This is a genomic window from Hymenobacter profundi (genome assembly GCF_019334315.1).
Taxonomy (GTDB): Bacteria; Bacteroidota; Bacteroidia; order Cytophagales; family Hymenobacteraceae; genus Hymenobacter; species Hymenobacter profundi.
The window spans coordinates 39834-65710 of sequence record NZ_JAHWGL010000005.1; the positions used below are offsets into that span (position 1 = coordinate 39834).

The window sequence follows — 25877 nt, forward strand, 5'->3', positions numbered from 1 at the left end:
TAAAAGGTTAAGATAGAACGCCAGGCGCAGGGCGGTTGTATACTACGCACCAAAACCACAAGCGGGCTATGTCGAATTAACTTATTTTTAATTGAAATTTGTCGATTCTGTGCCCTGGGACGCGTTTACTGTTCTGCTTATTTTCTTCTTCTATTCCCTTCTGATTGTGTATGAGTTCATCTAAACAGCCTTCCAAGCAACAGCACAGTGGCTTAGCTGCCCGACCCGTGGAGGAGGCCACAACTGATGCTATGCCGGCTCATCTGATTCAGGAGCCGTTGGGGGTAGGCGTCGCGCCTGTCCGCCACGAGGAAGACCGGTTTACGGTGGTGGCGCTGGGGGGGTCGGCGGGCTCTTTGGAGGCATTCAAACAGTTTTTTCAGCATTTGCCCTCGCATACGGGCCTGGCCTACGTGGTGGTCACGCACTTGTCGCCCACACAGGAGGGGGAGATGGCGCAGGTGATGCAGCACTTCACCACCATGCCCGTTATGGAAGCGAAAGACGGCATGCGGGTGCGGCCCAACCACGTGTACGTGATTCCGTCCAACCACGACCTGAGCCTGCTGCACGGCATTTTGTACCTGCTCAAGCCCACCCAGGCGCCGGGGCGCCGCCTACCCATCGACTTTTTCTTGCAGAGCCTGGCCAAAGACGTACGCGAGCGGGCGGTGTGCATCATCTTCTCCGGCATGGGCTCCGATGGTAGCCTGGGCCTGAAGCTGGTGATGGAGAACTTTGGGATGGTGATGGTGCAGGACCCCGAAACGGCAGCGTACGACTCGATGCCCCGCGCCGCCATGGCCACCGAGTTTGTAGACTTTGTGCTGGCGCCGGAAATGATGCCCGCTAAGCTGCTCGACTACGTAGAGCGGCCCCTGCTGGGGCGCCCGCCCCGTCTCAGCGAAAATCGGGACGACGCCAATAGCAAACCGGCCCACGCCCTGCAAAAAATCTTCCTGCTGATTCGCTCCCAAACCGGGCACGACTTCAGCTACTACAAGCGCAACACGGTGTTTCGGCGCATCGAGCGGCGCATGAACGCGCACCAGATCAAGGAATTCACCCACTACGTGCGCTATTTGCAGGAAAACCCCCACGAGGTAGAGCAGCTGTTTCGGGAGTTACTGATTGGCGTCACCAAGTTCTTCCGCGACCACGAGGCCTTCGAGCACCTGAAAACGCATCTGCGGCCCGTGTTGCAGCGCAAAGAAACCGATAGCACCATACGCGTGTGGGCGCCCGGCTGCTCTACCGGCGAGGAGGCCTACTCGCTGGCCATGCTGCTGCTCGAATGCCTGGACGCGGTGGACCCCAGCCGCTACCTTAAGATTCAGATTTTTGCCACCGATATCAGCGCCGAGAGCATCGACTTTGCCCGCACTGGGCTCTACCCCGAGAACATCGTAGCCGATGTAAGCCCGGAACGCTTGGAGCGCTTTTTCCAGAAGGTCGACGGCCACTACCAGATTCGCAAGGAGGTGCGCGATTTGGTGGTGTTTGCCCTGCACAACATCAACAAAGACGCGCCCTTCACGAAGCTGGACCTGCTGTGTTGCCGCAACCTGCTGATTTACCTGAGCGGGGAACTGCAAAAAAACCTGCTGCCCGTGTTTCACTACGCGCTCAACCCCAACAGCATTCTGTTCCTGGGGCCGAGCGAAAACATCACGGGCTTTCAGGATTTGTTTCAACCCCTGGATGTGAAGTGGAAGATTTCGCGCCGCACCGAAACGGCCGCGTCGTTGCCGCGGCTTGCCAATTTCCCGTTTTCTCTATCAAGCCATCCCATGGCTTTGCCCGTACCGCCCGTGCTAGTTCCTGCTTCTTCTTCTGCCCGCCGCGATGGTGGACCTTTTGCCTCCCTTATTCAGAAAGAGCTGCTGCGCACGTACGCGCCGCCGGCAGTGGTTATCAACAGCAAGGGCGAAATCCTGTACGTGAATGGCCGCACGGGCAAATACCTGGAGCCTGCCCCCGGCCTGAGCGGCATGAACCTGTTTGAGATGGCCCGCGAGGAGCTGAACTTTGAAATCAGTGGGGCCGTGTTCCGGGCTACCCAGTCGCGCGAGGATGTGGTGGTCGACAACGTGCGGGTGCGCACGGATACGGGCCAGCAGGTGCTACGCCTATCGGTGCGGCACCTGGGCGAGACCGACAACCTGGCGGGCTTGCTGCTGGTGGTGTTCGAAGATCAGCCTACCCCCCGACGCTTGCGCCTGGGCAAGCAAAGTGCTTCCCTTGAGCAGCGCAACGACGTCGCCTCGGCCCTCGAAAAGGAACTGCAATACACCAAGCACCGCCTCCAGACCACCATCGAGGAGATGGAAAGCAGCCTGGAAGAGCTGAAAAGCACCAACGAAGAGCTGCAATCGGCCAACGAGGAACTGCAAAGCACCAACGAGGAGGCCATGACCAACAAGGAAGAAATGCAGAGCCTGAACGAGGAACTGCTGACCCTGAACATGCAGTACATGGCGCGCACGGAGGAGCTAACGCAGTCGGCCAACGACATGAAAAACCTGCTCGATGCCACCGAAATTGCCATTATCTTCCTCGATAACGACATGCTGGTGAAGCGCTTCACGCCGCCTGTAAGCCGCATCGTCAACCTGATGCCCAGCGACGTGGGTAGGCCCCTCATGCACTTTGCTTCCAACCTGCGCTACGAGCACCTCGTTCGCGATGTGCAGCAAGTGCTCAGCCGCCTCACCCGCCAGGAGGCCAACATTCAGGCCGTAAACGGGCAGTGGTACACCATGCGCATTTTGCCCTACCGTACCCTCGACAACTACATCAGCGGCGCCGTCATCACCTTCACGGAAATCACCAGCCTGAAGCAAATGGAGAAGCAGCTACAGGAAAGTGCCCGCTTTGCGGCCAGCATTCACGAGGCCGTGCGCGAGCCCCAGCTCACGCTCGACAAACAGCTGCGGGTGCTAACGGCCAGCCGCTCGTTTGCCGAGGCATTTCGGGAGCAGGCCAGTGAGCTGCCGGGCAAACCACTGGTTAGCCTCAATGGCGGCGCCTGGGACAAGCCCGCCCTGCGCCACCAGCTGCACCAGCTGCTCGATCCTGAATCGGACCAAATGGAGTTCAACGACTTGACACTGGATATGGCACTGCCAGAGGTAGGGCGGCGGCAAGTGGTGCTGTATGGTCGGCGCCTGCTGCACTTGGAGCAGCCTACTAACCAGGTGTTGCTAGGCGTGAAAAGCATAGCAGAGGATACCACTCCCTAAGCCGCGCCGCCGCGCCAGGTTGCGTACCTATTGGTTCTTTATAGGGTAGGAAAAGCCCGTATATCTTTAGCAGGACAGAAAGCGGCTGCCTGGCTTTTTCAACTACACTCCGGCTCTGTTCCTACCCCCACTACCTACCAAATTCATTATCTATAACCGGCTTGTTGTATGGGAAGGCTTGAAGAAGGAGAGCAACCTCAAGATGTTTCCCGCGCTAAGGCAGCGCTGGAGAGCCTGCGCCAGCGCACCGAGCAGCGCCGCTATCTGGTTACGCAGCCCACACCAGTTGATACGCCGGCCGAAGTGCGGCAACTGGTGCAGGAATTGCAAGTGCACCAGATTGAGCTGGAAATGCAGTACGAAGAACTGCTGCTGGCCCAAATGGAAGCCGAAAAAAGCCGGGCGCAGTACATTGATCTATACGAGTTTGCGCCCATTGGCTACTGCACCATCGCCGCCAATGGGCAACTGCAACAGCTAAACCTGCGCGCCAGCCAGCTATTGGGCGCCCCAAGGCAGCAGTTGCTGGGGCGGCGCTTAGCGCTGTTTGTGGAAATGAGCAGCCGGGAGCCATTCGTAGAATTTCTGCAACGGCTACTCAGCACCGGACATCGGCAGACCCTGACGCTGCCCATGCGCCGTGTCGACAACATTTTGTTTTATGCCCGCCTGGAAGGCATGGCCACGTCTGCGGACCTATCTGAGCTATGCTGCCGCTTGGCTTTGTTTGATGTAACGGAGCAATACCAGGCGCAGCAAGCATTGACCATCAGCGAAAAGCGGTTCCGAACGCTCTTCGAGCTGAGCGAAGACGGTATGCTGCTGCTGCGCGACAATCGGTTTGTGGACTGCAACGACAGCGTCCTGCGCCTGTTGCAGCTACCCGATAGAAAAGCCTTACTTGGCCAGCATGCCTCGGCCTTCTCGCCCGAGAAGCAGCCTAATGGCCTGCGGTCCTACTCCCTGGCCAATCAGTATTGGGAAGAAACGCTGCTGCGCGGCTCTTTGCAGTTTGAGTGGTGCCGCCTGCGGGCCAACGGCGAGCCGTTTTGGGAGGAAGTGCTTCTTACCAGTATTCCTGAAGAAGTGGGTAGCGCGTTGGTGCACGCCAGCTGGCGCGACATCACAGACCGCAAGCTGGCGGAAGCCGAGCGGGCTACCCAGCAGCAGCGCCTCGCCGATGCCGTGCTGAACGCCCAGGAAGTTGAGAAGCGCCGCATTGCGGAGTCGTTGCACAACGGGCTGGGGCAGTCGCTGTACGCCGCCAAGCTGCACCTCGACCATATTCAGGTAGGGGACGACCAAGTTTCGCAGCAAGTGAAAGCGAAGATAGAGCAACTGTTGTCCAGCGCCATCAAGCAGGCCCGTACGTTGTCGCACCAGTTGGTGCCCACCACGCTGGAAGACTTTGGCCTGGAGGCTGCTATGAGGGATATCTGCCAGATTTGCAGCAGCCCAGCCTTGCAGCTACGCTGCCACGTGCAGACCCTACCAACCAGCATCCCCAAAAACCTGCAAATTGCTGTGTACCGAATGGCGCAGGAGCTGACCAACAACATCGTGAAGCACGCTCAGGCCACGCAGGCAAGTTTGTACCTACGCGAGGAACACGGCTACCTCATCCTCCAGGCCCGCGACAACGGCCAGGGCTTCGACGCGCAACAGCCCTCTTCCTCCGATGGCTTGGGGCTGAGCGCCATTCGCGACCGGGTGCGCTTGCTGAACGGTACCCTGAACGTCGACTCGGAGAAGGAGCAGGGGACGGACATTACGGTTTTCCTACCCCTGACCCCGGATAGGTCGGCTACCGTGCCAAGCATAAGCTGAGCGGCACCTAAAGCGACTGACGGTCGGAGCCGAAGGGTACGGGTGAGGGTAGAGCGCTGGGCGCAGCCAGCAAGTCGCAGACTTCCTGCCAACTCAATTCGCCAGCCACGTACCGTTGATATAGGGCCTGAGCGCGAGTTGGCGTTTTGAGCCCCATATTTTCCCGCACAATCAGCATTTGCCGAAGCACGTGCGCCCGCTGTTGCGGCGTCTGGGCAAAGGGGCCGAATTTAGGATTGTGAGCCATAAGAATAGTGGAAAGGGGAGGATAGAACGAGTAACAAAATTGCCGAATAGTGTAGAAAGATTCAATCGTATAAACCCGTAAGTGACTTAGTAACAACTACGTAATTAAGGTAGCTGTAAAAAATACTATTGGCAGAACTGGTAGCACCGTAGTCAGTAAATACACAGTTGCAGTCAGTAAAAATACCTTGTTTGAGCAACAAAAAAGGCCTTCTGCTGGGGAGCAGAAGGCCTTGCAAAGCGGGGGAGTAGTCCGTAGGGGAATCGAACCCCTGTTGGTAGAATGAAAATCTACTGTCCTAACCCCTAGACGAACGGACCAGATAACTAAACCCTGGTGCGCTTTGGTGCTGCAAAGGTAATACTAGATAATAAGAATGCAAGCAGGCTGTAAAAAAAATATTGCAAGGGCTTATTGCTGCATTTCCATTAGGCTTTCCGGGCCTTGTTAAGCTACTGAAAACCAGGGCTGGCGCTGCTAAGCGGCTGGCGGTGCTTCAGCATATACCGAAAGTAAGTGTTGCTGGTGGCCGAGTTTGTGACGGAGCCATTGGGTAGCACGTCCTACCCGTTGGTGCAGAGAAAATGGAGAATCGCGGCTTCGCTGGGAAACTTGCGTTTCCGGTCGGCCTCCCGCGTAGACAGCACGCCTTTGCTCACGGAAAACGTGTAGTAAAAATCCCGAGAATATATTTCAGCTGCGCTATAGGGCTACTTGCAAGTCGCAAACGCCGCAACAAAAAGCAACAAAAAAGGCCTTCTGCTGGGGAGCAGAAGGCCTTGCAAAGCGGGGGAGTAGTCCGTAGGGGAATCGAACCCCTGTTGGTAGAATGAAAATCTACTGTCCTAACCCCTAGACGAACGGACCAGATAACTAAACCCTGATGCGCTTTGGTGCTGCAAAAGTAGCGTAGGGAAGCTTCAGCGCAATATCTGACGCGAAAAAAAAGTGTGTCCGCTGGCAAATAGATTGATTTACAGGTAGAAAATTTTTCGTTTTTACCTCATCATTGAAAATGGAATAGCTACGGACCGCCTTCTGTACGTACTAGAGGACACTTACCTGCCAGCGCGGAAGCACTTCCGAAACACTTGTCCTATCTGGCGGGTTAATTTGGCGAAGTTAAGGAGGCCCTTTACCTTCGCCTCGCCTAACCCTAAACCCGACCCGCACTTGTGTGGGCCGATTAACCCCTTTTTCCTGCTATGGCTAAGATTAAAGTCGCCATCAACGGATTTGGCCGCATTGGCCGCCTCACGTTCCGGTCGCTGCTCAAGCGCGACAACGTGGAGGTGGTTGCCATCAACGACCTGACCGATAACAAAACGCTCGCCCATCTGCTCAAGTACGACTCGCTGCACGGCCGCTTCGACGGCGATATATCGTACGACGAGGACAGCCTGACCGTGAACGGTCAGCGCATTACGGCCCTGGCCGAGCGCGACCCCAAGCTGTTGCCCTGGGGCGACATGGGTATTGATGTAGTGCTGGAATCGACTGGCCGCTTCGTAGATGAGGCAGGTGCTGGCCAGCACCTCACCGCTGGTGCCAAGAAAGTAGTGATTTCGGCTCCAGCTACCGGCAACATCCCGACGGTAGTACTGGGCGTAAACGAAGACATCCTGACCGGCGACGAGACCATTCTCTCGAACGCCAGCTGCACCACCAACTGCTTGGCCCCTATGGCCAAGGTGCTGGACGATGCGTTTGGCATTGAGAAGGGCTACATCACCACGGTGCACGCCTACACCTCGGACCAGAATCTGCAAGACGCGCCGCACAAAGACCTGCGTCGTGCCCGCGCTGCTGCATATAGCATCATTCCTACCAGCACCGGCGCCGCCAAGGCCGTAGGTCTGGTACTGCCCCAGCTGAAAGGCAAGCTCGATGGTATCGCCATGCGCGTGCCTATTCCAGACGGCTCTACCACCGATTTGACCGTTATCCTGAAGAAGGAAGTGACCAAAGAGCAGATCAACGAAGCCATCAAAACGGCTGCCGAAGGTCCGCTGAAAGGCATCCTGGAGTACAGCACCGATCCGCTGGTAAGCATCGACATCGTAGGCAACACGCACTCGTGCATCTTCGACTCGCAACTGACGGCCGCTAACGGCACGCTGGTGAAAGTGGTAGGCTGGTACGACAACGAAATCGGCTACAGCTCGCGCACCGCTGACCTCATCGAGAAGCTGGGCGTAAAAATGCAGGGCTAAGCTCCGCATTGCCTTATATCAAAAAGCGGCCTGCCCCACTGGGGTAGGCCGCTTTTTTGTTGTAGCATAAAAATAGATTTGTCGACTTTTGAGCGCCAAACGAATTCCCTTACCACTACCCAATCGTTCAAACTCACTACTCACCACCTTGCGCATCTGTTTTATTTTGAATCCAATGTCCGGCACCAATCGTCGGCAAGATGTGGCGGGCCTGCTGGCGCGCTACCTCGACCCGGCGCGGGTGACCTACGAAGTGCGTCACACCGAGTATGCCGGCCACGCCGTGCTGCTGGCCCGCGAAGCTGCCGAAGCCGGCTGCCGGGTGGTAGTGGCCGTGGGGGGCGATGGCACGGTGAACGAGGTAGGAAGGGGGCTGCTGGGTACGGGGGCTGCACTAGGCATCTTGCCCCGCGGTTCCGGCAACGGCCTGGCTCGCCACCTGCACGTGCCGCTGGGGCTGTCGGCGGCCATTAAGCGCTTGAATGCGCCAGAGTTCCAGCGTATTGACGTGGGCTGCATCAATGGGCACCAGTTTTTCTGCACGGCGGGGGTAGGGTTCGACGCGCACGTGAGTAAGTGCTTTGCCGTGGCCGGCACCCGCGGGCTGGTTACTTACGTGAAGGTAGCCCTGCACGAATACCGCCACTACCAGCCCACGCCGGTACAGGTGCATTTTGCCGATAACGTGCTGGAAACTAACTGCTATGTGCTGGCCTTTGCCAACGCCGCGCAGTACGGCAACAATGCTTACATCGCTCCGAATGCCAACATCCAAGATGGTCTACTGGATCTATGCCTGATTGATGCGCTACCCTTGTTGCGGGCCGTGCGCGTGGGGGTAGGGCTGGCGCTGGGCAATCTGCCTACCTCGAGCGCAGCCGTATACCACACCGCGCAGCAGGTACGGGTAGAAGCCGCCCAGCCGCTCGGCTTCCACGTAGATGGCGATTATAAAGGAGAAGCCACCAACTTTGCCGTGGAGCTGACGCCATTGGCGCTGGAAGTGGCTGTTTGAAAATAATGTAGTGGTGCGTTTGATATTTTGGTTGCACGAACTACGCCATTTTCCCAAACCGTGCAGCCAGAACATCAAACGCACTACTTTCCCATTTCATAACTTCACCCTATGAAAGCCGACAAGAAGAGACCTGAAGGAGTTGTGTATTCCACCAACGCCGATTTTGCTTATCAATACAATGACGAAGCTGTAGTAACGACGCTGCCACCTCAGCAGCAAAACCTGCGCGTGCAGCTCGACAAAAAAGCCCGTGCCGGCAAACAAGTCACCCTCGTAACCGGCTTCGTAGGTACTGATGCCGACCTGCAAACCCTGGGCAAACTGCTGAAAACAAAGTGCGGGGTAGGCGGCAATGCCAAAGACGGCGAAATCCTCATCCAGGGCGACTTTCGCGATAAAGTGATGGCTGTGCTACTAGCTGCTGGCTACAAGGCAAAAAAGGCAGGCGGCTAAACCAGCCTTGCATGTGGGCGTATGCATAAGCCAGTATGGCCCCCTCTGCTCCCTCTCAACAATCAACCGCTCCGCTTGCCGATGCACCGTCCCGCGGCGTAGGCCGCAAGCGTCTGAGCGTGCGCGCCGAGCTGCTGTTAGCCTTGCTACCCACGGCTACAGTGCTGGCGGTACTGGCCTTGGTGGAGGTATATAGCCACCAGCGGCTGCTGTTTGCCTCTTTGGCTTCCAGTGCTTTTCTTATCTACCTCGACCCCGAGCACGCGACCAACAGTGGCCGTACGCTGCTGCTCTCGCAATGCGCGGCGGCGCTGGCAGGTTTTGGCTTCTACGCGTGGCTGGGGCCGGGCTACCTCCCCGCTGCATTGGCCATGCTCACGGTTATCGGGCTGATGGTGGTGCTGGACGCAGTGCACCCGCCGGCCGTATCCACGGCTCTCAGCTTCGCCTTTCAGGGGCAAAAGGCCGATAACCTGTTGCTATTCGGGGCTGCCGTGGGGCTGATTCTGGTGCTCGTGGCTCTGCAACGGGGGTCAGTTTGGCTGTTGCGCCGCCTTACCCGTACGTCTTCTGCTGCCGCCGCGGCCCTTACCCAACCACAATGATTGCTACCCCCGAAAGTCTGGGAGTCGAAGGCTCCGTAATTGCCGCCGTACAATGGATCAAGCTGGCCGTAGAGGCCATTGGAGCAGCTATTATTGCGCTGGGCGTGCTCATAGCAGGCAGCCAGTTTGTGATGGCTCTCCTGCGGCGACAAACAGCCAACTTCAACGCCATCCGCCTGATGCTGGCTCGCTACCTGGCCGTGGCACTAGAATTTGAGCTAGGCGCCGACGTGCTGAGTACCGCCATTGCACCCGGCTGGGAACAAATCGGTAAGCTAGGCGCCATTGCCGTTATCCGTACTGCCCTCAACTATTTCCTATCTATTGAGATGAAAGAGGAAAGCGCTTCTGAGCAGGAAAAGAAAGTAGCCGCCCAAGCATCGGGGAGCGAAGGAGGGTAGGAAGGTGTGAGTTGAAAAATATGTCATCCTGATCTTGCGAAGGACCTTCTCACATCTGTACGACAAGCGCACAAGTACCAACGACCCGTTCTAGCGTAAGAAGGTCCTTCGCAAGCTCAGGATGACAGCTCTACTTTCTTATTCTCCTAAAATCTGTGCTAAGGCGCGAATTACATCTTCCGGCGTGTCGATGCCCAGGGTAGCCAACTCAGTTTCAGCAGTGCGGATGCGGTAGCCGTGTTCCAGCCACCGCAGCTGCTCCAGGCTCTCAGCTATTTCGAGGGGGGAAGGGGGTAGGCGGGTTAGCTCGGCCAGCACAGCAGGACGGTAGGCATAGAGGCCAATGTGGCGCAGGTAGTGGTGGTAAGCCAGCCAGTCGGCGGGGTTGTGCTGGCGCTGGTAGGGTAGGGGGTGGCGGCTGAAGTACAGCGCTTCGCCCCGCGTATTCAGCACTACTTTGGGCAAGTGCGGGCTGCGTAGTTCCTCCTCACTCACCACATGTTTCACCAGCGTGCCAATTTGCGTTTCCGCATCGGCAAACAAATCCAGCAACAGGTTGATTTGCGCGGGATGAATAAACGGCTCGTCGCCCTGAATATTCACTACGCAGTCGGCCGTTTCGCCTAGCAACTGGTAGGCTTCGTACACGCGGTCGGTGCCGCTGGGATGGTCGGAGGCAGTCAGCACGGCTTCACCCCCAAAATCCAGCACGTGCTGGTGAATGCGGGCATCGTCGGTGGCTACTACCACGCGGCTCAGGTGGGCTTGCCGGGCCTGGTTCACCACCCGCTGAATCATGGACTGACCACCTAGGTCAATCAGTGGCTTGCCGGGTAGGCGGGTAGAAGCATAGCGGGCCGGAATGATACCAATGGCGTGCAACATGGGCGGGAGGGTAGAGAAAATCAGAAACGCCGCAAAATAAGCACCTTTCCGTCCGCGTTTCCTACTGAAGAATGGTACTGTGCGGAGATTAATCTTTATCTTTCGGCCTTATTACGGGTAAAAAGCGTGGGCTGGAGCGTGAGGTTGCCCGGTGCTCTTTTCCACGATATAGTTGTTATGATTCGTCTTTCCTTTTTGTTGGTGCTACTTGTAGGTGCAAGCCGTGCTGTTTGTGCCACTACATTGCCGCCGGCCGCGCTGCCCGATTCCATTGGGGTAGAATATAGGGGCAATAAAATGCTGATCAAGCACCTGGTAACCGCCGGCGAAACGCTGTACGGCTTGTCGCGGCGCTATAAGGTGACGGTGGAAAGCATTGTGGAGGCCAACCCGCAGTTGCAGGGTGCCCTAGTGAAAGGCCAGGTAGTGCTGGTGCCCCGCACCCGCGTGGTGCTCACGCCTGCCCCCGCTACCCGCACCGCTACTGCTGCCGCGGCCTCTGCCGCAACGCCCGCTGCCCGCGCCCTACCCACCGATGCCCGCGGCAACCGCTTATATACTGTGAAGCCCGGCCAGACGCTGTTTTCCATTGCCCAGCGCTACGGGGTGAGCACCACAGAATTGATTCGGCTGAACCGCCTGCCCGCATCGGGTGTCGTGAATGCCAACCAGACGCTGATTATTGTGCCGGCTGCCGCTGGCAGCGTGGCTGCGGCCAAGCCGGCGCCTACCCGGCCCGCGCCAACGGTGGTAGCGCCACCGGCTGCCGCGCCCCGCCCCGAAGACCCCGACCGCAACCGCCCGAAGGAAACTCCCGCGCCGGCGCCCACTGAAACCGCCACCACCGACGGCCCCGAGGAGGAACGGGCCCCCGAGCACGCCAGTGAAATTGTGAGCCGCGTGCGCGAAAGCGGCCTAGCTGCCATCATCGAAGGCTCTACCACCGAGAAGTACTTAGCCCTACACAAAACCGCGCCGGTGGGCACCATCATGCAGGTGCGCAATATCATGAATGGCCAGTCGGTGTACGTGCGCGTAATCGGTCACCTGCCCGACACTGGCGACAACGCCAATATGCTGGTGCGCCTCTCGCCCCGCGCCGTGCAGCGCCTCGTCACCCCCGACCAGCGCTTCCGCGTCGAAACTTCCTACGTGCCGTAAAGAGTGATTGAGTGGGAGAGTAACTGAGTGCATGCTCAAGAAGGCTTCTTAATCACTCAGAATCTGTTTTCGTTAAATCGGTGGGCCGTTGACAGGGTGTAGAGACGCATACTTGCGTCTCATCGTTGAACGATTTCGTAGATATGGCGCATGCAATGAGATGCAAGTATGCGTCTCTACACGTTTGTATTTAACCCAAACAGACTCTCAGTCAGTCTCTTATTACATGAACACCGCCCAGCTGCGGGATTTTCTGGAGGAGCACTACGACCGCTACGACCAGCCCGCTTTCATCGACAACGACCCCATCAGCCTGCCGCACCGCTTCACGCAGAAGCAGGATATTGAAATCAGTGGGCTGTTTGCGGCGCTGCTGGCCTGGGGGCAGCGCAAAACCATCATCAGCAAAACCAGCGAGCTGCTGCGCCGCATGGACGACGCACCCTACCAGTTCGTGTTGCATCACTCCGACGAGGACCTGAAGCAGCTGCTGGGCTTTTGTCACCGCACGTTCTGCGATACGGACCTGCTGTATTTCGTGCACTGGCTGCGGTGGTACTACCAGCAGCACGCGTCGCTGGAGGATGCGTTTTTGCACGGCGCCACGCAAAAAGAGCGGTTACAAAACTTTCACAATCTATTCTTCAGTCTCGACGACGCGCCTCAGCGCACCCGCAAGCATGTGGCTACTCCGGCCCGCGGCTCGGCTTGCAAACGCGTGAATATGTACCTGCGCTGGATGGTGCGCACCGACGCGCGTGGCGTGGATTTTGGCCTTTGGACGCGCCTCGCGCCTGCCGACCTTATTTGCCCCTGCGACGTGCACGTAGAGCGTATTGCCCGCCGCCTGGGCCTCATGACGCGCACCCTTGTAGATTGGCAAGCCGCCGAAGACCTCACGACTCACCTACGCACGTTCGACCCAAAAGACCCCGTGAAGTACGATTTTGCGCTATTTGGACTAGGTGTGGAAGAGAAGCTAGCAAACAAGCAACGAGCAGCTTTATAGCAGGAAATTGCTTGAATAATCTCATCGCCGTTAAGTGCTGGTAACAGCCATTATAATGCGATAAACAGCATATATAGCTTCTGCTTCAGAAGGCAAAATAGCGTCTAATTATAATGGTATAATTCCGTTGAAATATTATAAAATATTGTCATATTTTAAACGATATAGATTGCTCAGCGTAAATAAAGTATAGATATTTTTTCACAAAAACGCTGAAAATCATGAAAATAACTTCTTTATTCCTCGCTTGTGGATTAGCCGCCGGTATAGCTGGCTGCTCCGGTTCCGAATCGGCAGTAGTAGTAGGTAGCGACGAACGTGGCGATGCCAACCAAACCGCTACCCCGTACAGTAGCGTGTCTACTACTGATAACTCCGACGCTGTAGATTTCACGAAGTACAAAACGTATTCCTGGGCCTCGCAGGTGCGCGATGAGGCCAATACGGTGTACTTTCTCAACGACTTGGTATTCAAAGCTATGGTGCGCGACGCCGTGGACCATGAAATGGTTTCGCGGGGCTACACGTACTCGCCTAGCGGCGGCGACCTGCTGCTGAACTTTCGGGTATTCGACCAGCCTACCGAAATCAGATCCAACGAAAATCTGGGCACCGGTTACTGGGGTGCCAACGAAACCTACGCCTATAATACACGCAACCAAGTGAAACTGGATCGGGGTAGTATCTTGGTACAGATGATTGACCGCAACAAAAGTGTAGAAGTGTGGCAGGGCTATGCTTCTGGTCTAACTAACGGTAACGCTTTTGATAAAGACAAAAACAAAGTGTACACAGCCGTCGGGCAGATATTTAATAAATATGAATACCGTGGCGACAAACTATAGTTGCTTGCTGCCAAGTAGTTATACGAATAAAAGGCCAGTGCTGATGCGCTGGCCTTTTGCTTTGTGCTGCATCGTGGTGACGATGCACTTATGAAAGAGCTGACCGGTACACGGCCCGTCCGGAAGAAACGTTGTGCCCTACCCAGCTGCGTCGCCGTAAAAACCACGCTATATATCGTGCAAAGCGAATCTTTCTGCCATGCATCGGTGTTTATCTTTGTACGTTCTATCAAAATCGCAACGCGCACTTTACTATTGATTTTTCCGAATAACTTCGAACATAAAATAGGCTTCTCGCAGCTGCGGGAGCTACTGGACTCCTTCTGCCTGAGCACGTTGGGTAGGCAGTTTGTAGCCAAAATGCAGTTTCAGACCAAGCACGACCAGCTGCTGAAGCTACTGCAACAAACCGACGAATTTCGCCAGCTGCTGCAATCCGGCGCCGACTTTCCCGGCCAGCACTACCACGATGTGCACCAGCACTTGGTGCGCGCCAACCTGCCCGGCGCCTACCTCGACGTAACGGCGTTTTTCGCCATCAAAATGTCGCTGCGGACCATCCGGGAAGCGCTGGTGTTTTTCGTGCACGCCGAAGAGGGACTGTATCCTACCCTGCGCCTGCTAGGCATTGGCGTGCAGGTAGACCGCAACTTGTTGGCTACCTTGGATAAGGTAGTGGACGACGACGGCCACGTGCGCGACAATGCTTCGCCGCTGCTGTTCCAGCTACGCCAGGAGCTGATCAATCGCCAGGGAATGCTGCGTAAGCAGATTGCGGGCGTGTTGCGCCACGCCCGCGAGCAAGGCTGGGTGCCCGATGGGGCTGAGCCGACCATTCGGGGTGGGCGCTTGGTGCTGCCGGTGCTGGCTGAGCACAAGCGCCGCGTGAAAGGCCTAATCCACGATGAATCGGCGACGGGCCAGACGGTGTATATCGAGCCGGAAGCGGTGTTCGAGCTGAACAACGACATCAAGGACCTAGACAATGCCTACCAGCGCGAGCTGATTCGCATCTTGACCTCGCTCACCGACCAGCTCCGCCCGCACATTCCCGACCTGCGCAAGGCCTACCAGTACCTGGGGCTGATTGATTTCATTCGGGCCAAAGCCCGCTTGGCGCAGCGCCTGGAAGCCACACTGCCTACCCTGCACCCGCGCCCGCTGATGCAGTGGCGCACCGTGCGCCACCCGCTGCTGTACCTCGCGTTTCAGGAGCAGAGTAAGAAGAAGCGTAACAGCGACGAGCCGCAGGAAGCACCCCGCGAGGTGGTGCCGCTGGATATCGACCTGACGCCGGAGCAGCGCGTTTTGCTGATTTCGGGGCCGAACGCTGGGGGTAAGTCCGTGGCCATGAAGACGGTAGGGCTGGTGCAGTACATGCTGCAATGCGGCCTGCTGATTCCGGCCGACGGCACCTCCGAGGCGGGCGTATTCGAGGACGTATTTCTGGACATCGGCGACGAGCAGAGCCTGGAAAACGACTTGAGTACGTACTCCTCGCACTTGCTGAACATGAAGCAGTTTCTGCTATTCGCCGGCAAGCGCAGCCTGATTTTGATTGACGAATTTGGTACTGGTACCGAGCCCGTACTGGGCGGCGCCATTGCCGAAGCCGTGCTCAATCAACTCAATCAGGTGCGGGCGTTTGGGGTAGTCACCACCCACTACACCAACCTCAAGAACTTCGCCGAGCGCACGGCGGGCATCGTAAACGGCGCCATGCGCTACGACCCCGAGCAGCTGCAACCGCTCTACCGCCTGGAAATCGGCAAGCCGGGCTCGTCGTTTGCCATCGAGATTGCGCGCAAAATTGGGTTGCCCAAGCAGATTGTGGAGCGCGCTACCCAGCTGGTAGGCAAGGATAAAATCCGCTACGACCGCCTGCTCGAAGGTCTTGAAAAAGAGAAAACCGAGCTAGAGCAGCGTACCGCCGAAGCCACGAAGCAGGAGCGCCGACTGAAGAAAGCGGCTCAGGAATATCAAGACCTGAAGCGCTACCTCGAAGAAACCCAGCTCGACGTACTGCGCGACGCCAAGCAGAAAGCCAAAGCGCTGCTGAAAGACACCAATCAGCAGATTGAGGCGACTATCACCGAAATCCGCCGCTCGCAGGCCGAGAAGGAGCAGACCAAGGAGGCTCGCCAAAAGCTCGATACGTTTGTGCGCGAAAAGCTGCAAATAGAGCCGCCCAAGCCCCGCCCTACCCGCGAAATGGCCGACGCCGCTACCCTAAAGGCCGGCGACCGGGTAGCCCTGCTCGGGCAGGAAGGCCACGGCGAAATCATTGGGGTGAAGGGCAAAAACGCTGAGGTGCTATTCGGCGGCATGAAAACCTTCGTGAAGGTGAGCCAGCTCGAAAAGCTGAGCCGGGCCGAAGTGCGCGAGCGGGAGAAGAAGGCCGAAAAAGCCGTGTACTCCGGTGCCGGCGCGGGCATGGACCTCACGGGTCGCATGGCCGATTTCAGCCCTACCCTCGACCTACGCGGCGAGCGGGCCGAGGACGCTCTGCACAAAGTAATGGCCTTCGTAGACGACGCCGTGATGTTCGGCATCCCCGAAATCAAGGTGTTGCACGGCCGTGGCAATGGCATCTTGCGCCAAGTGGTGCGCGACTACCTCCGCTCCGTGCGCAGCATTGCCACCGTGGGCGACGAGCACGCCGACCGCGGCGGCGACGGCGTAACGCTGGCTGTGCTGAAGTAAACTATGTGTAGGGGTGCCTTGCAGGCGTCCACTCGTCAGGACTGCATGCTATAGCCGTGCGCTCATCAACAACTAAAAAGCCCCCACACTAAACAAGTAGTGTAGGGGCTTTTTCTTTGCGCAAAAGCAAACTAGGCCGGTTTCTCTTCCGTAGCTTTCTCTTCCAAAGCCGGCGTGGTTTCGGGCTCGGGGCGGGGGATTTCGCGGGCAGGGCGGGGCACGTCGCCGTTGCCGGCGGGCCAGCCTTCGCGCTGGGCGCGCCGGTCGCCGTCGGTTTCTTCGGTCTGGTCGTGCAGCAGGATTTGCTGGGTAGGGAAAGGCAGGTCGATGCCGTTGAGTACCAGCTTGTTTTTGATGGCCTCCAGCACGCCGTCCATCGACTCCATGTAGTCGGAGCGGCGGGGCGGGTTGATCCACCAACGAGCGCGTAGGTTCACGGTACTATCAGCCAAATCTACCACCAAGGCTTCCGGGGCCGGGTCAGAAAGCACGCCTTCTACCTCGCGCATAGCCTCTAGCATCAACTGGCGCGCCTTGGCAATATCGTCGCCGTAGCCAATTCCCACGTCGTATTGCAGGCGGCGCTTTTCGTAGGCCGTGTTTACGGTTACGGAGTTGATGAAAAGTTCAGCGTTCGGAATCACCACCCGACGGCCATCATAGGTTTTGATGGTGGTGGCGCGGGTCTGAATGGTTTCGACAGTGCCCTCAAAATCTTTGTATTTAATCTGGTCGTTGATTTTGAACGGTTCGGTGAGCAGAAGCAGAATACCCGCCAGGAAATTCTGAAAGATGTCTTTGAATGCAAAGCCGATGGCCACGCCGCCTACCCCCAGCGCGCTGATGAGCGTAGTAGGGGTGAAGCTGGGAATCATGACGGTGAACGTGACCAGAATGCCAACAATCAGCATAAATACGTAGGCCAGCCGGCTTAATAGCAGCGTCAGGCTTTGACTTTGCTGGCGGCTGGCCGTCACTTTCCGAACCAGCGACCGGACGCCGCTGGCAATAAACAGGAAGATAACGAAGACAACAATCCCCAGAATCAGGTTGGGTAGCAGGGCCATAAAATCCCTGCCCATGGCATTTATCTTCTGCCAGGCAATAGAAAAATTCATAGAAATACGCACTGGTAACCTGCCAGCAGCATAGCGGGCAGTTGGTAGGAGCTTGACAGTAGACACGTAAGTTGCCGCTCCAGGGTTACCAGCAGAGACTTCTGCTACATGATATTCACCTCGGGGTGCAGCTCCACGCCAAACTTGGCCCGCACCGATGCAATAATCTCATACGCCAGCGCTTGAATATCGGCGCCGCGTGCTGCGCCGTGGTTTACTAGCACCAGCGCCTGCCGGTCGTGCACGCCGTAGTCGCCGCGGCGGTGGCCTTTCCAACCGCTGTGCTCAATCAGCCAGGCTGCGGGCACCTTCACGCCGCCGGGCACGGGGTAGCCGGGCAGGTCGGGGTAGGCGACTTTCAACTCGTCGTACTTATGCTGGGAGAGTTCAGGATTTTTGAAGAACGAGCCGGCGTTGCCGATTTCGGCAGGGTCGGGGAGCTTGCTGCGGCGGATGCTGATAATCGCCTCGCTCACTTGGCGGGGGGTAGGGTCCGTGTCGATGCCCATGTCCTGCAAAGTGGTAGCAATGGCCCCGTAGCTGACGTTGAGCCGGGCCTCGCGCAGCAGGCGAAATACCACGCTGGTCACGATAAACTGGTTTTTCAGCGGACCTTTGAACACGCTTTCGCGGTAGCCGAAGCCGCAGGCGGCCCGGTCGAACGTACGCACCGCGCCGGTGCTGATTTCCATGGCTTCCAGGTACTCAAAGGTATCCTGCAACTCGGCACCGTAGGCCCCAATGTTTTGCAGCGGTGCGGCGCCCACCGTGCCCGGAATCAGCGACAGGTTCTCAATCCCACTCAGGTCCTGATCCAAGGCAAACTGCACCAGCCCGTGCCACGACTCGCCCGCTCCGGCCCGCACTAGCGCCGTGCCGCTGGCCGTATCTTCCTCCGTAATCTCCAGCCCGCGAATCTCGTTTTTGAGCACTACCCCCTCGAAGTCCTTGGTGAAAAGCAGGTTGCTCCCGCCACCGAGAATGAGCTTCTCCGCTTGTTGCACGTCGGGCAGTTGCAGCAGCGCCCGCAGTTCCTCCGCGCTGGCAAAGCGAGCAAACAGCCGGGCGTGGGCATCAATGCCGAACGTGTTGTAGGAGCGAAGAGAAACGTTGGTTTCGAGGGTAGGAGTACGCATAGCGCAAAGATAAGCCGTAACGCGAACCAGCGCTTTATCCAAACGTGCGCTAGTATTTAGAGGCTAGCTAAAAAGGCTTCCAGAACGGTGTAGAGACGCATATTTGCGTCTCGTCGTTGAATGAGTTCGGCCACACAACGCGGCTGATGAGACGCATCCTTGCATCCCGTCGTTGAACGATTCCGGCTACACGGCGCGGCCGATGAGACGCAAGTATGCGTCTCTACATTGTTCACTAGCAAATAGCCGCTTAGCAACGCTAGGCTTCACGCTACCGCACCCGGTAGCCGCTCACCGCATAGAACAGCAGGTAGGCGTAGCACAGCGCGGGTATGATGAAGGCGATGCGTAGTCCGCCGCCGTTGGTAGCAATGAAGCCCATGAGGGGCGGAATGATAGCGCCACCCACAATGGCCATAATCAGGTAAGACGAACCTTGTTTGGTGAATGCTCCTAACCCCTTGATAGCCAGCGGGAAGATAACCGGCCATATAATGGAGTTCATCAGGCCGCAGAGCACAATCAGCCACAGGGCCGTTTCGCCGGCCATGAGCACCGACGCGAGCACCAGCCCTACCCCCATGGTGCACACCCCTACCAATAGAAAACGGTCGTTGAAGCGGCGCAGCAGCGGAATGCCCACAATACGTCCTATCATCGACCCAAACCAGTAGGAGGCCACCAGCACGGCCCCCACCGCTTTAGTGAAGCCAGCGGTAGTGTCAATCGGATCGGGAGCCTGGCCGAACAGAGCGGCTGCCCAGCTGGTAGCCGCGCTTAGGCCGCGCACCAACTGCTGCGTGAAGCTGCTGAGTTGCGTAATGCCCTGCGCCTCGCCGTAGCGAATCAGGAAAGAGCCTAGGCCTACTTCTACACCCACGTACAGGAAAATAGCCCCAATGCCCAGCACCAAATGGCGAAAATCCAGCGCCGAGCGACGGCCGGCCACTGGCGCCGCCACAGCTTCGGTTTCATCCACCGGAATGCTGTCGATTTCAGGCAGCTTCAGCAGAAAAAATACGCCTGCCAGCACCGCTAGGAAAATAGCTAAACCCAGGTAGGGCGTTTTCACCAGCGCCGATTCTTCGGCCAGGCGCTGGGCGGTAGGGAGGGCTGCCAGCCGGGCCTTCAGCACCGCCGAGCCGCCAAACAGCAACAGCCCGCCCACCAGCGGGGACAGGGTGCCGCCCAGGTTATTGGCCACGCCCACAATGCTCACGCGACTGGCTGCCTGCCGTGCGGGCCCCAGTACCGCCACGTAGGGGTTGGCCGCTACTTGCAGCAGCGTCACGCCCGCGCCCAGCGCCGCCAGGCCCGCCAAAAACAGCCCAAATGCCTGCGTATTAGCGGCCGGAATAAACAGCAACGCCCCGCAGGCCATGATCAGCAGCCCCAGCACAATGCCGCGCTTATAGCCTACCTTCTCCAAAATGCGCCCCGCCGGCAGCGACATCAGAAAATACGCCCCAAAAAACGCCGATTGCACTGCCGTCGACTCAAAGTCGGTGAGCTGGCACACGTCTTTGAGGTAGGGCATCAGCACGTCGTTGAAGTTCGTGACGGCCCCAAACAGGAAGAACAAGGCCGTCATGGCGGCCATGGGCACGAAGTAGCTGCCCGTAGTAGCCGTAGCGGCGGTAGGCGAGGAGGTAGTAATGGGAGCAGCCATACAGGCAAGAATAAGCGAGGAAACAACAAAACGGCCCTTGCGGGCCGGGAGTAATGTTACGGAATTTGGGGGTAACTACTCTACCGTGTCACTACAACATAGTATCCCGCTTGCCTATTGTGCGGTCGTATGTTGCCGTTGTTTTACCTGTGTAGTATTTGCAGCGTTTTGTTGTCCTTGGTGCCGTTAAAAAACTTGTCCAGCACGGCCTGAAAAACTGGATCTGCTTTGGGTAGGGACGCAAACAGCGTCATAGAGGATTTTAGCTTCAGATCATCGGGGCTGCCAAAAACGCTGGTTGCATTGCTGGCACTGAGCGTCAGCAATGCATTGCTGATTTCCAATAATCTGCTTCCTAAAACAGGATGAGCGAGATACGCCTCGGCTTCTGCTGCGTCTTGTATAGCATAGAATTTCGACGTTTCGCTGAAGCCTAAGCCTTGTATCTGTGGAAAAATATACCACATCCAATGGCTGCGCTTTCGTCCGTTTTTTATTTCGGATAAGGCAGTTTGGTAGTCGGATTTTTGGGCGTCGAGGAAGCGGGTTAGATTGGGCATGTTTATTTTACTTGTAGTTTTCTAAAGCGTATTTCACATTTTTATTTCCAGTATTTGATAATGATTTTATGGCTTTGTGTGCTTTGGTAGTTTGAATACCCATTAGTGCATGAATACACTTTCGTAGCGTTGATTCCATTTCATCATCAAACGGTCTATAAATTTCTGCCATTTGAGCAATTTTCATAATTGGAGTTATGAAGATGTTGTCTCTTAGGTTCTTAAGGTAGATCAGGTTCACTACGTCCTCATGTTGATGATGCCATGTTACTGATAATATCTTTTCAATTATTTTATAGAATACATTTTCAATTTCTTTTGACTGGGTGAAAAGAATTGTTATGCAGTTTTCAAGTTTCTCTTCATTCTACTCTTTAATCGCCTGATTCAATTGCTCTAACATTTGTTTATCTGTCTGCTGAAAACAAAAATTAATTAAAATATACTTAGAGTAGATAAATGTTGATTATTGGCAATATGCTATAGATTTATGCAACGTGAATTGAATTTCCAGTTATTAGCAGGTCATCTAAGATAATACTTCTCACTCTATCCAAAATACTTCCCGCTTCCTACAGCGGCACCCGCCGCCGCAGCTCCCGATAAGACGGCATATCATCCTGCCCCGTCAGCGACTCGAACATGCTGATAAAGGTGCGCACCAGTTCAGGGTCAGCGGTTTGCATAGCGCGGGCGTCGGCTACCCGGTCGAGGTTATACTGGCCCAGAAACACCACTAGGGCGCGGAACGGCTCGTTGGCCTGTGCATCGGCGCGGATAAATAGCTGTAGCGGCAGCACCGAGGTAGCGTAGTGCGGCGGTAGTTGCGCCTGGGTTTGATCGGTGTGCTGCGCAGCGGTTTCCTGGAAGGCTTGCTTTACGGCGTGCAACACCCGGTAATGCGCTTGGCGGTGTTCGTTCCACTCGGCGGCTGTGATTTGCAATTCGGGGTGAAACTGCTGCCACACGCCCTGTGTATAGCTGTGAAACAGCGTGTTAGCTTCTTTGGTGGGCGGGAATAGCTCCGAGGTTTCTTCGGTAGTGAGGGTAGCCATATAGAACTCGCGGGCATCGCGGGCACGGTCTACCAGCAGCGCCTGAATGCGGTCGGTGAGGGCCTGTGTCTCGCGTGGGTTGAGCGGAGGCTGGTGGTGGCGGGAGTAGAAAGTGCCAATGGAGGCCGAATCGGTGAGTATGGCCACGTATTCGCTACCCTTAGCATCGTCCAGAAACTTGCGGATTTCGGTCATAATCGGCTGAAAGCCATGGTAGAGCTGGCGGGTAGCGTCGCTGATGGTCGTTACGGCCTTGTCGATATGGCCTTCCACCGTGTTGCTGCGCTCCACTAGCTGCTGCGTTTCCTGACTGATCTGCTGCATTTTTTGTAGGGCCTCGTCGGTTTTGCGGGAGGCATTGTCGGCCGCTTTCCAGCTCTGAAACGCCACGAACAGGGCTAGAAAGGACGCCACACTACCAATAATAGAGTAATGGGAACCTAACAGATTAGACGCCGCCAGCCCTGCCCCGATCAGCACTAGAAACAGCGCCATGTAGAAGAGGCTACTTTTGTTAGGGTCAAAAAGAAAGGAGGGACGCATGGGGAAGCGCAAGTGATTGGGTAGGATGGGTAGAGCTATAGCTAGAATTAGAACTAGCTTGAGGCGAGGGTAGGGTAGCTCTGATTTTAGCTCCCAACGATATGCGAGGTACAAAGTTCGCGCTACTCCCGACCTTTGCGCTTTCACTTATTTCTTTTGCCCTATGGCCAACCGCCGCTCCCGCCCGTTTCCAATGACTGCCACCACCCAATTTGGCCTCGAAGAGGTGCTGGCCGATGAGCTGCGCCAGCTGGGTGCCCACATCGAGAAGGTAGGGCAGCGGGCCGTGGAGTTTAGCGGCGACAAGCAGCTGCTCTACGAAGCCGTGCTGTGGTGCCGCACCGCCATGCGAATTCTGGTGCCCTTCGCCGGCTTCTACGCCCGCGACGAGAAAGCTCTCTACCGCGAGGTAGGCCGCATCGACTGGCAGGAGTTTATTGGGGCCGACCAAACCTTCGCCATTACGGCCGTAGTTAATAAGTCGTCGTTCGAGCACTCGCTGTTCGTAGCCCAGCTCACCAAAGATGCCATTGTGGACCAGTTCCGCAACCGCACCGGTCAGCGTCCCAGCGTGGACGTGAAGAACCCCGATATCCGCCTGCACCTGCACATGCTGGAAAACGAGGTGACCCTGAGCCTCGACGCGGCCGGCGACTCGCTGCATCGGCGCGGCTACCGCCAGCAAACCAACGTGGCCCCGCTCAACGAAGTGCTGGCTGCCGGCCTGCTACTACTCACGGGCTGGGACGGTAAAAAGACCCTCATCGACCCCATGTGTGGCTCAGGTACTTTGCTCACCGAGGCTGCGCTCATTGCCCAGCGCATTGCGCCGGGCCTCTACCACCAAGGTAAGTTTGGCTTCGAGAATTGGCCCGATTTCGAGGCGGCGCTCTGGGAATCGGTGCAGCTGGACGCCCGCCAGATGCGCCTGGAGGAGCCGCAGGCCTACCTCGCAGGCTCCGACATTTCCCGCGAGTACATCGAACTGGCCCGCGAAAACGTGGCCGCCGCCGATCTGGAGGATTTCATTCGCCTGGGTGTGCGCGACGTGGCCGAAGCTAAAGCCCCCGCCAAAGAAGCGCCCGGCATCGTCATCATGAACCCCCCCTACGGCGAGCGAATCGGGCAGGAATCGGAGATGGAAGCGCTCTACAAAACCATTGGCGATACGCTCAAAGCCGGTTTCCAGGGCTACGATGCTTATATCTTCACTGGCAACCTGGAGGCAGCCAAGCGCATCGGCCTGAAAACCTCTCGCCGCGTGCCACTCTACAACGGGCCGATTGAATGCCGATTACTAAAGTACGAGCTGTACCAAGGCTCCCGCAAAGCGGCACGCTCAGAGTAGGGAAGAGGTACTTTTTCCTAGCTTCACGCCGTCACTGATTTCACTTCTATGTTGCCACTGGTTCTTTCCGCGCTGCTTCTCGCGTCTTCACCCGCCACACCGCCCGCCGATTGGAGTACGCCGTTTGAGCGTAGCAGCGGCAACACAACGGCCACGTATGCCCAGTGCATTGCTTACTACCAGCGCCTCGATAAGGCATACAAGGAGATTACCGTACGCGAAGCCGGTGAAACTGATTCTGGTCGACCACTGCACGAGGTAGTGATTTCGACGGGTGGTGGCAAGGCCGATCCGGCTACTGCTCGTCGGCAGGGCCACCGGGTAGTATTAATTCAGAACGGTATTCATCCTGGTGAGCCGGAAGGTATCGACGCAAGCATGATGCTAGCCCGCGACTTGGTACAAAAGCCAGAGCTACGCCAGCTGTTGCGCAACACTACCGTCGTGCTTATACCTATATATAACGTAGGCGGGTCGCTGAATCGCAATAGCACTACGCGTGTAAATCAGAACGGCCCCGAAAGCTATGGTTTCCGGGGCAACGCGCGCAACCTCGACCTGAACCGCGACTACGTGAAGCAGGTCTCGCGCAACGCCCGCGCCTTTGCGGAGCTGTTCCAACGCTGGCAGCCTGATATTTTTCTGGATAACCATACGTCCAACGGCGCTGATTATCAGTATACCATGACGCTGATACCAACGCAGAAAGACAAGCTGCACCCGGTTCTTAGTCAGTATCTGACGGCGCAGTTGCTACCCGCTCTGTACCAGGGCATGGACCAGAAGCAGTGGCCTCTAACGCCCTACGTAGATTTTCTGGGCCGCACGCCTGACGCCCGCGGACTGGTTGGCTTCTTGGAAACGCCGCGGTATTCCACGGGCTACGCGGCGCTGTTCAATACCATTGGGTTTGTAACAGAAACCCACATGCTAAAGGCCTTTGCGCCCCGTGTGCGGGCTACCTACGATTTTATGACGGTGCTGCTGCAAGCTATCCAAACGCAGGACGCCGCCTTGGCACAGGCGCGCACTGCGGCTGCACAGCAAATGGCTGCGCAGCAAGAGTTTCCGCTGGCTTGGAAGCTCGATACCACCCGCGCCGAAACGTTTACGTTTCGTGGTTATCTCGGCCACCTGAAACCAAGCGAAGTGAGTGGGCAGCCACGTCTCTATTACAATCAGCAGGAGCCGTACACGAAGCCCATTCCCTTCTATAATAGCTTCCGGGCTACTACCACGGTGCGTCGGCCAGCGGCCTACCTTATTCCACAGGCCTGGGGTGAGGTAGTAGAGCGCCTACGCCGGGCTGGGGTCCAGCTTCAGCGTCTGCGCCAAGACACCACCCTAACGGCCGAGTTCTACCACATCGACGATTATAAAACCAGCTCACGACCATACGAAGGGCACTACCTACACTCGCAGGTGCAGGTAACCGCACAGCCACAAACCGTGCATTTCCTTCGTGGCGACTACGTAGCCCAACTCAATCAACCAGCAGCCCGGTATTTAGTGGAGATGCTTGAGCCACAGGCTACGGATTCCTTTTTTGCATGGGGCTTCTTCGATAGTATCCTACAGCAGAAGGAGCACTTCTCTGATTATGTATTTGAGGATTTAGCGGCTGAGTTACTGCGCCAGCAACCCGAGTTGCGTCAACGCTTGGAAAAGCTCAAAAAAGAAAACGCAGAGTTTGCTTCTAATGGCCAGGCCCAATTGGAATGGGTCTACCGCAACTCTCCTCATTATGAAGCAGCCTACTTACGCTACCCCATAGCACGTTGGCAGGGTAGGGCGCTACTCGTTGACTAGGTAGTAGGAAATCCCTACCTTCCGTTTTTA

At 56.8% G+C, this 25877-nt stretch carries 21 protein-coding genes and 2 tRNA genes; 13 read left to right on the forward strand and 10 right to left on the reverse strand.

Annotated features, from left to right (window positions below):
• Positions 1-170 precede the first annotated feature (170 nt).
• Together KYK14_RS02555 and KYK14_RS02560 are read left to right on the forward strand one after the other, a co-directional pair.
• Positions 171-3242, forward strand: coding sequence for a CheR family methyltransferase (locus KYK14_RS02555; RefSeq protein ID WP_219156678.1), 3072 nt, complete (start codon positions 171-173; stop codon positions 3240-3242).
• A gap of 168 nt (positions 3243-3410) precedes the next feature.
• Positions 3411-5069 (forward strand): PAS domain-containing sensor histidine kinase, encoded by a 1659-nt coding sequence (locus KYK14_RS02560; RefSeq protein WP_219156680.1) that lies wholly within the window; start codon positions 3411-3413, stop codon positions 5067-5069.
• A 7-nt stretch (positions 5070-5076) separates the two neighbouring features.
• Here KYK14_RS02560 and KYK14_RS02565 read toward each other — a convergent pair whose 3' ends face one another.
• The 3 genes from KYK14_RS02565 to KYK14_RS02575 form a co-directional block, all read right to left on the reverse strand.
• Entirely contained in the window at positions 5077-5316 is a 240-nt protein-coding gene (locus KYK14_RS02565) for a hypothetical protein (protein WP_208307486.1), read from the reverse strand.
• Positions 5317-5564: 248 nt separating this feature from the next.
• Positions 5565-5636 (reverse strand) — tRNA-Glu (locus tag KYK14_RS02570).
• A gap of 475 nt (positions 5637-6111) precedes the next feature.
• Positions 6112-6183, reverse strand: a tRNA-Glu gene (locus tag KYK14_RS02575).
• A gap of 338 nt (positions 6184-6521) precedes the next feature.
• On the opposite strand from KYK14_RS02575, the gene gap reads away from it, so the two are divergent.
• From gap to KYK14_RS02600, 5 genes are all read left to right on the forward strand, one after another.
• Positions 6522-7529, forward strand: coding sequence for a type I glyceraldehyde-3-phosphate dehydrogenase (gene gap / locus KYK14_RS02580; protein WP_185284035.1), 1008 nt, complete (start codon positions 6522-6524; stop codon positions 7527-7529).
• Positions 7530-7677: 148 nt separating this feature from the next.
• Positions 7678-8544: a diacylglycerol/lipid kinase family protein gene (locus KYK14_RS02585; RefSeq protein WP_281421280.1), complete on the forward strand. Its 867-nt coding sequence runs from the start codon at positions 7678-7680 to the stop codon at positions 8542-8544.
• Positions 8545-8655: 111 nt separating this feature from the next.
• Positions 8656-9000: a translation initiation factor gene (locus KYK14_RS02590; RefSeq protein WP_208307484.1), complete on the forward strand. Its 345-nt coding sequence runs from the start codon at positions 8656-8658 to the stop codon at positions 8998-9000.
• Between the two features lie 35 nt (positions 9001-9035).
• Complete coding sequence (locus tag KYK14_RS02595; protein ID WP_208307483.1) at positions 9036-9605, forward strand: HPP family protein; 570 nt, start codon at positions 9036-9038, stop codon at positions 9603-9605.
• On the forward strand, positions 9602-10006 hold the full coding sequence (locus KYK14_RS02600) for a DUF1622 domain-containing protein (RefSeq protein WP_208307482.1): 405 nt from the start codon (positions 9602-9604) through the stop codon (positions 10004-10006). The genes KYK14_RS02595 and KYK14_RS02600 overlap by 4 nt, the downstream gene beginning before the upstream one ends.
• Before the next feature lie 138 nt (positions 10007-10144).
• Here KYK14_RS02600 and kdsB read toward each other — a convergent pair whose 3' ends face one another.
• Positions 10145-10888, reverse strand: a complete 744-nt coding sequence (kdsB, locus tag KYK14_RS02605) for a 3-deoxy-manno-octulosonate cytidylyltransferase (protein WP_219156753.1) — start codon at positions 10886-10888, stop codon at positions 10145-10147.
• Positions 10889-11068: 180 nt separating this feature from the next.
• On the opposite strand from kdsB, the gene KYK14_RS02610 reads away from it, so the two are divergent.
• From KYK14_RS02610 to KYK14_RS02625, 4 genes are all read left to right on the forward strand, one after another.
• Positions 11069-12052: a LysM peptidoglycan-binding domain-containing protein gene (locus KYK14_RS02610; protein ID WP_219156684.1), complete on the forward strand. Its 984-nt coding sequence runs from the start codon at positions 11069-11071 to the stop codon at positions 12050-12052.
• A gap of 226 nt (positions 12053-12278) precedes the next feature.
• Positions 12279-13061 carry a TIGR02757 family protein gene (locus tag KYK14_RS02615; protein WP_219156686.1) on the forward strand — a complete coding sequence of 261 codons (783 nt, stop codon included), beginning with the start codon at positions 12279-12281 and terminating at the stop codon, positions 13059-13061.
• Positions 13062-13282: 221 nt separating this feature from the next.
• Positions 13283-13906 (forward strand): DUF4136 domain-containing protein, encoded by a 624-nt coding sequence (locus KYK14_RS02620; RefSeq protein ID WP_185284027.1) that lies wholly within the window; start codon positions 13283-13285, stop codon positions 13904-13906.
• A gap of 255 nt (positions 13907-14161) precedes the next feature.
• Positions 14162-16609: an endonuclease MutS2 gene (locus KYK14_RS02625; protein ID WP_219156688.1), complete on the forward strand. Its 2448-nt coding sequence runs from the start codon at positions 14162-14164 to the stop codon at positions 16607-16609.
• Between the two features lie 131 nt (positions 16610-16740).
• On the opposite strand, the gene KYK14_RS02630 is transcribed toward KYK14_RS02625, so the two are convergent.
• The 6 genes from KYK14_RS02630 to KYK14_RS02655 form a co-directional block, all read right to left on the reverse strand.
• Positions 16741-17727: a mechanosensitive ion channel family protein gene (locus tag KYK14_RS02630; RefSeq protein ID WP_219156690.1), complete on the reverse strand. Its 987-nt coding sequence runs from the start codon at positions 17725-17727 to the stop codon at positions 16741-16743.
• Between the two features lie 104 nt (positions 17728-17831).
• Positions 17832-18863 carry a UDP-N-acetylmuramate dehydrogenase gene (gene murB, locus KYK14_RS02635; RefSeq protein ID WP_219156692.1) on the reverse strand — a complete coding sequence of 344 codons (1032 nt, stop codon included), beginning with the start codon at positions 18861-18863 and terminating at the stop codon, positions 17832-17834.
• Positions 18864-19134: 271 nt separating this feature from the next.
• Positions 19135-20532 (reverse strand): sugar MFS transporter, encoded by a 1398-nt coding sequence (locus KYK14_RS02640; RefSeq protein WP_219156694.1) that lies wholly within the window; start codon positions 20530-20532, stop codon positions 19135-19137.
• 143 nt (positions 20533-20675) lie between these two features.
• Entirely contained in the window at positions 20676-21092 is a 417-nt protein-coding gene (locus KYK14_RS02645; RefSeq protein ID WP_219156696.1) for a DUF1810 domain-containing protein, read from the reverse strand.
• A 7-nt stretch (positions 21093-21099) separates the two neighbouring features.
• A complete protein-coding gene (locus KYK14_RS02650; RefSeq protein ID WP_219156698.1) occupies positions 21100-21279 on the reverse strand; it encodes a hypothetical protein in 180 nt (59 codons plus the stop codon).
• A gap of 385 nt (positions 21280-21664) precedes the next feature.
• Positions 21665-22642, reverse strand: coding sequence for a hypothetical protein (locus tag KYK14_RS02655; RefSeq protein ID WP_219156700.1), 978 nt, complete (start codon positions 22640-22642; stop codon positions 21665-21667).
• 241 nt (positions 22643-22883) lie between these two features.
• On the opposite strand from KYK14_RS02655, the gene KYK14_RS02660 reads away from it, so the two are divergent.
• Positions 22884-24038, forward strand: a complete 1155-nt coding sequence (locus KYK14_RS02660) for a THUMP domain-containing class I SAM-dependent RNA methyltransferase (protein ID WP_246601649.1) — start codon at positions 22884-22886, stop codon at positions 24036-24038.
• A 48-nt stretch (positions 24039-24086) separates the two neighbouring features.
• Positions 24087-25847: a M14 family metallopeptidase gene (locus KYK14_RS02665; RefSeq protein WP_219156704.1), complete on the forward strand. Its 1761-nt coding sequence runs from the start codon at positions 24087-24089 to the stop codon at positions 25845-25847.
• Positions 25848-25877: the final 30 nt, after the last annotated feature.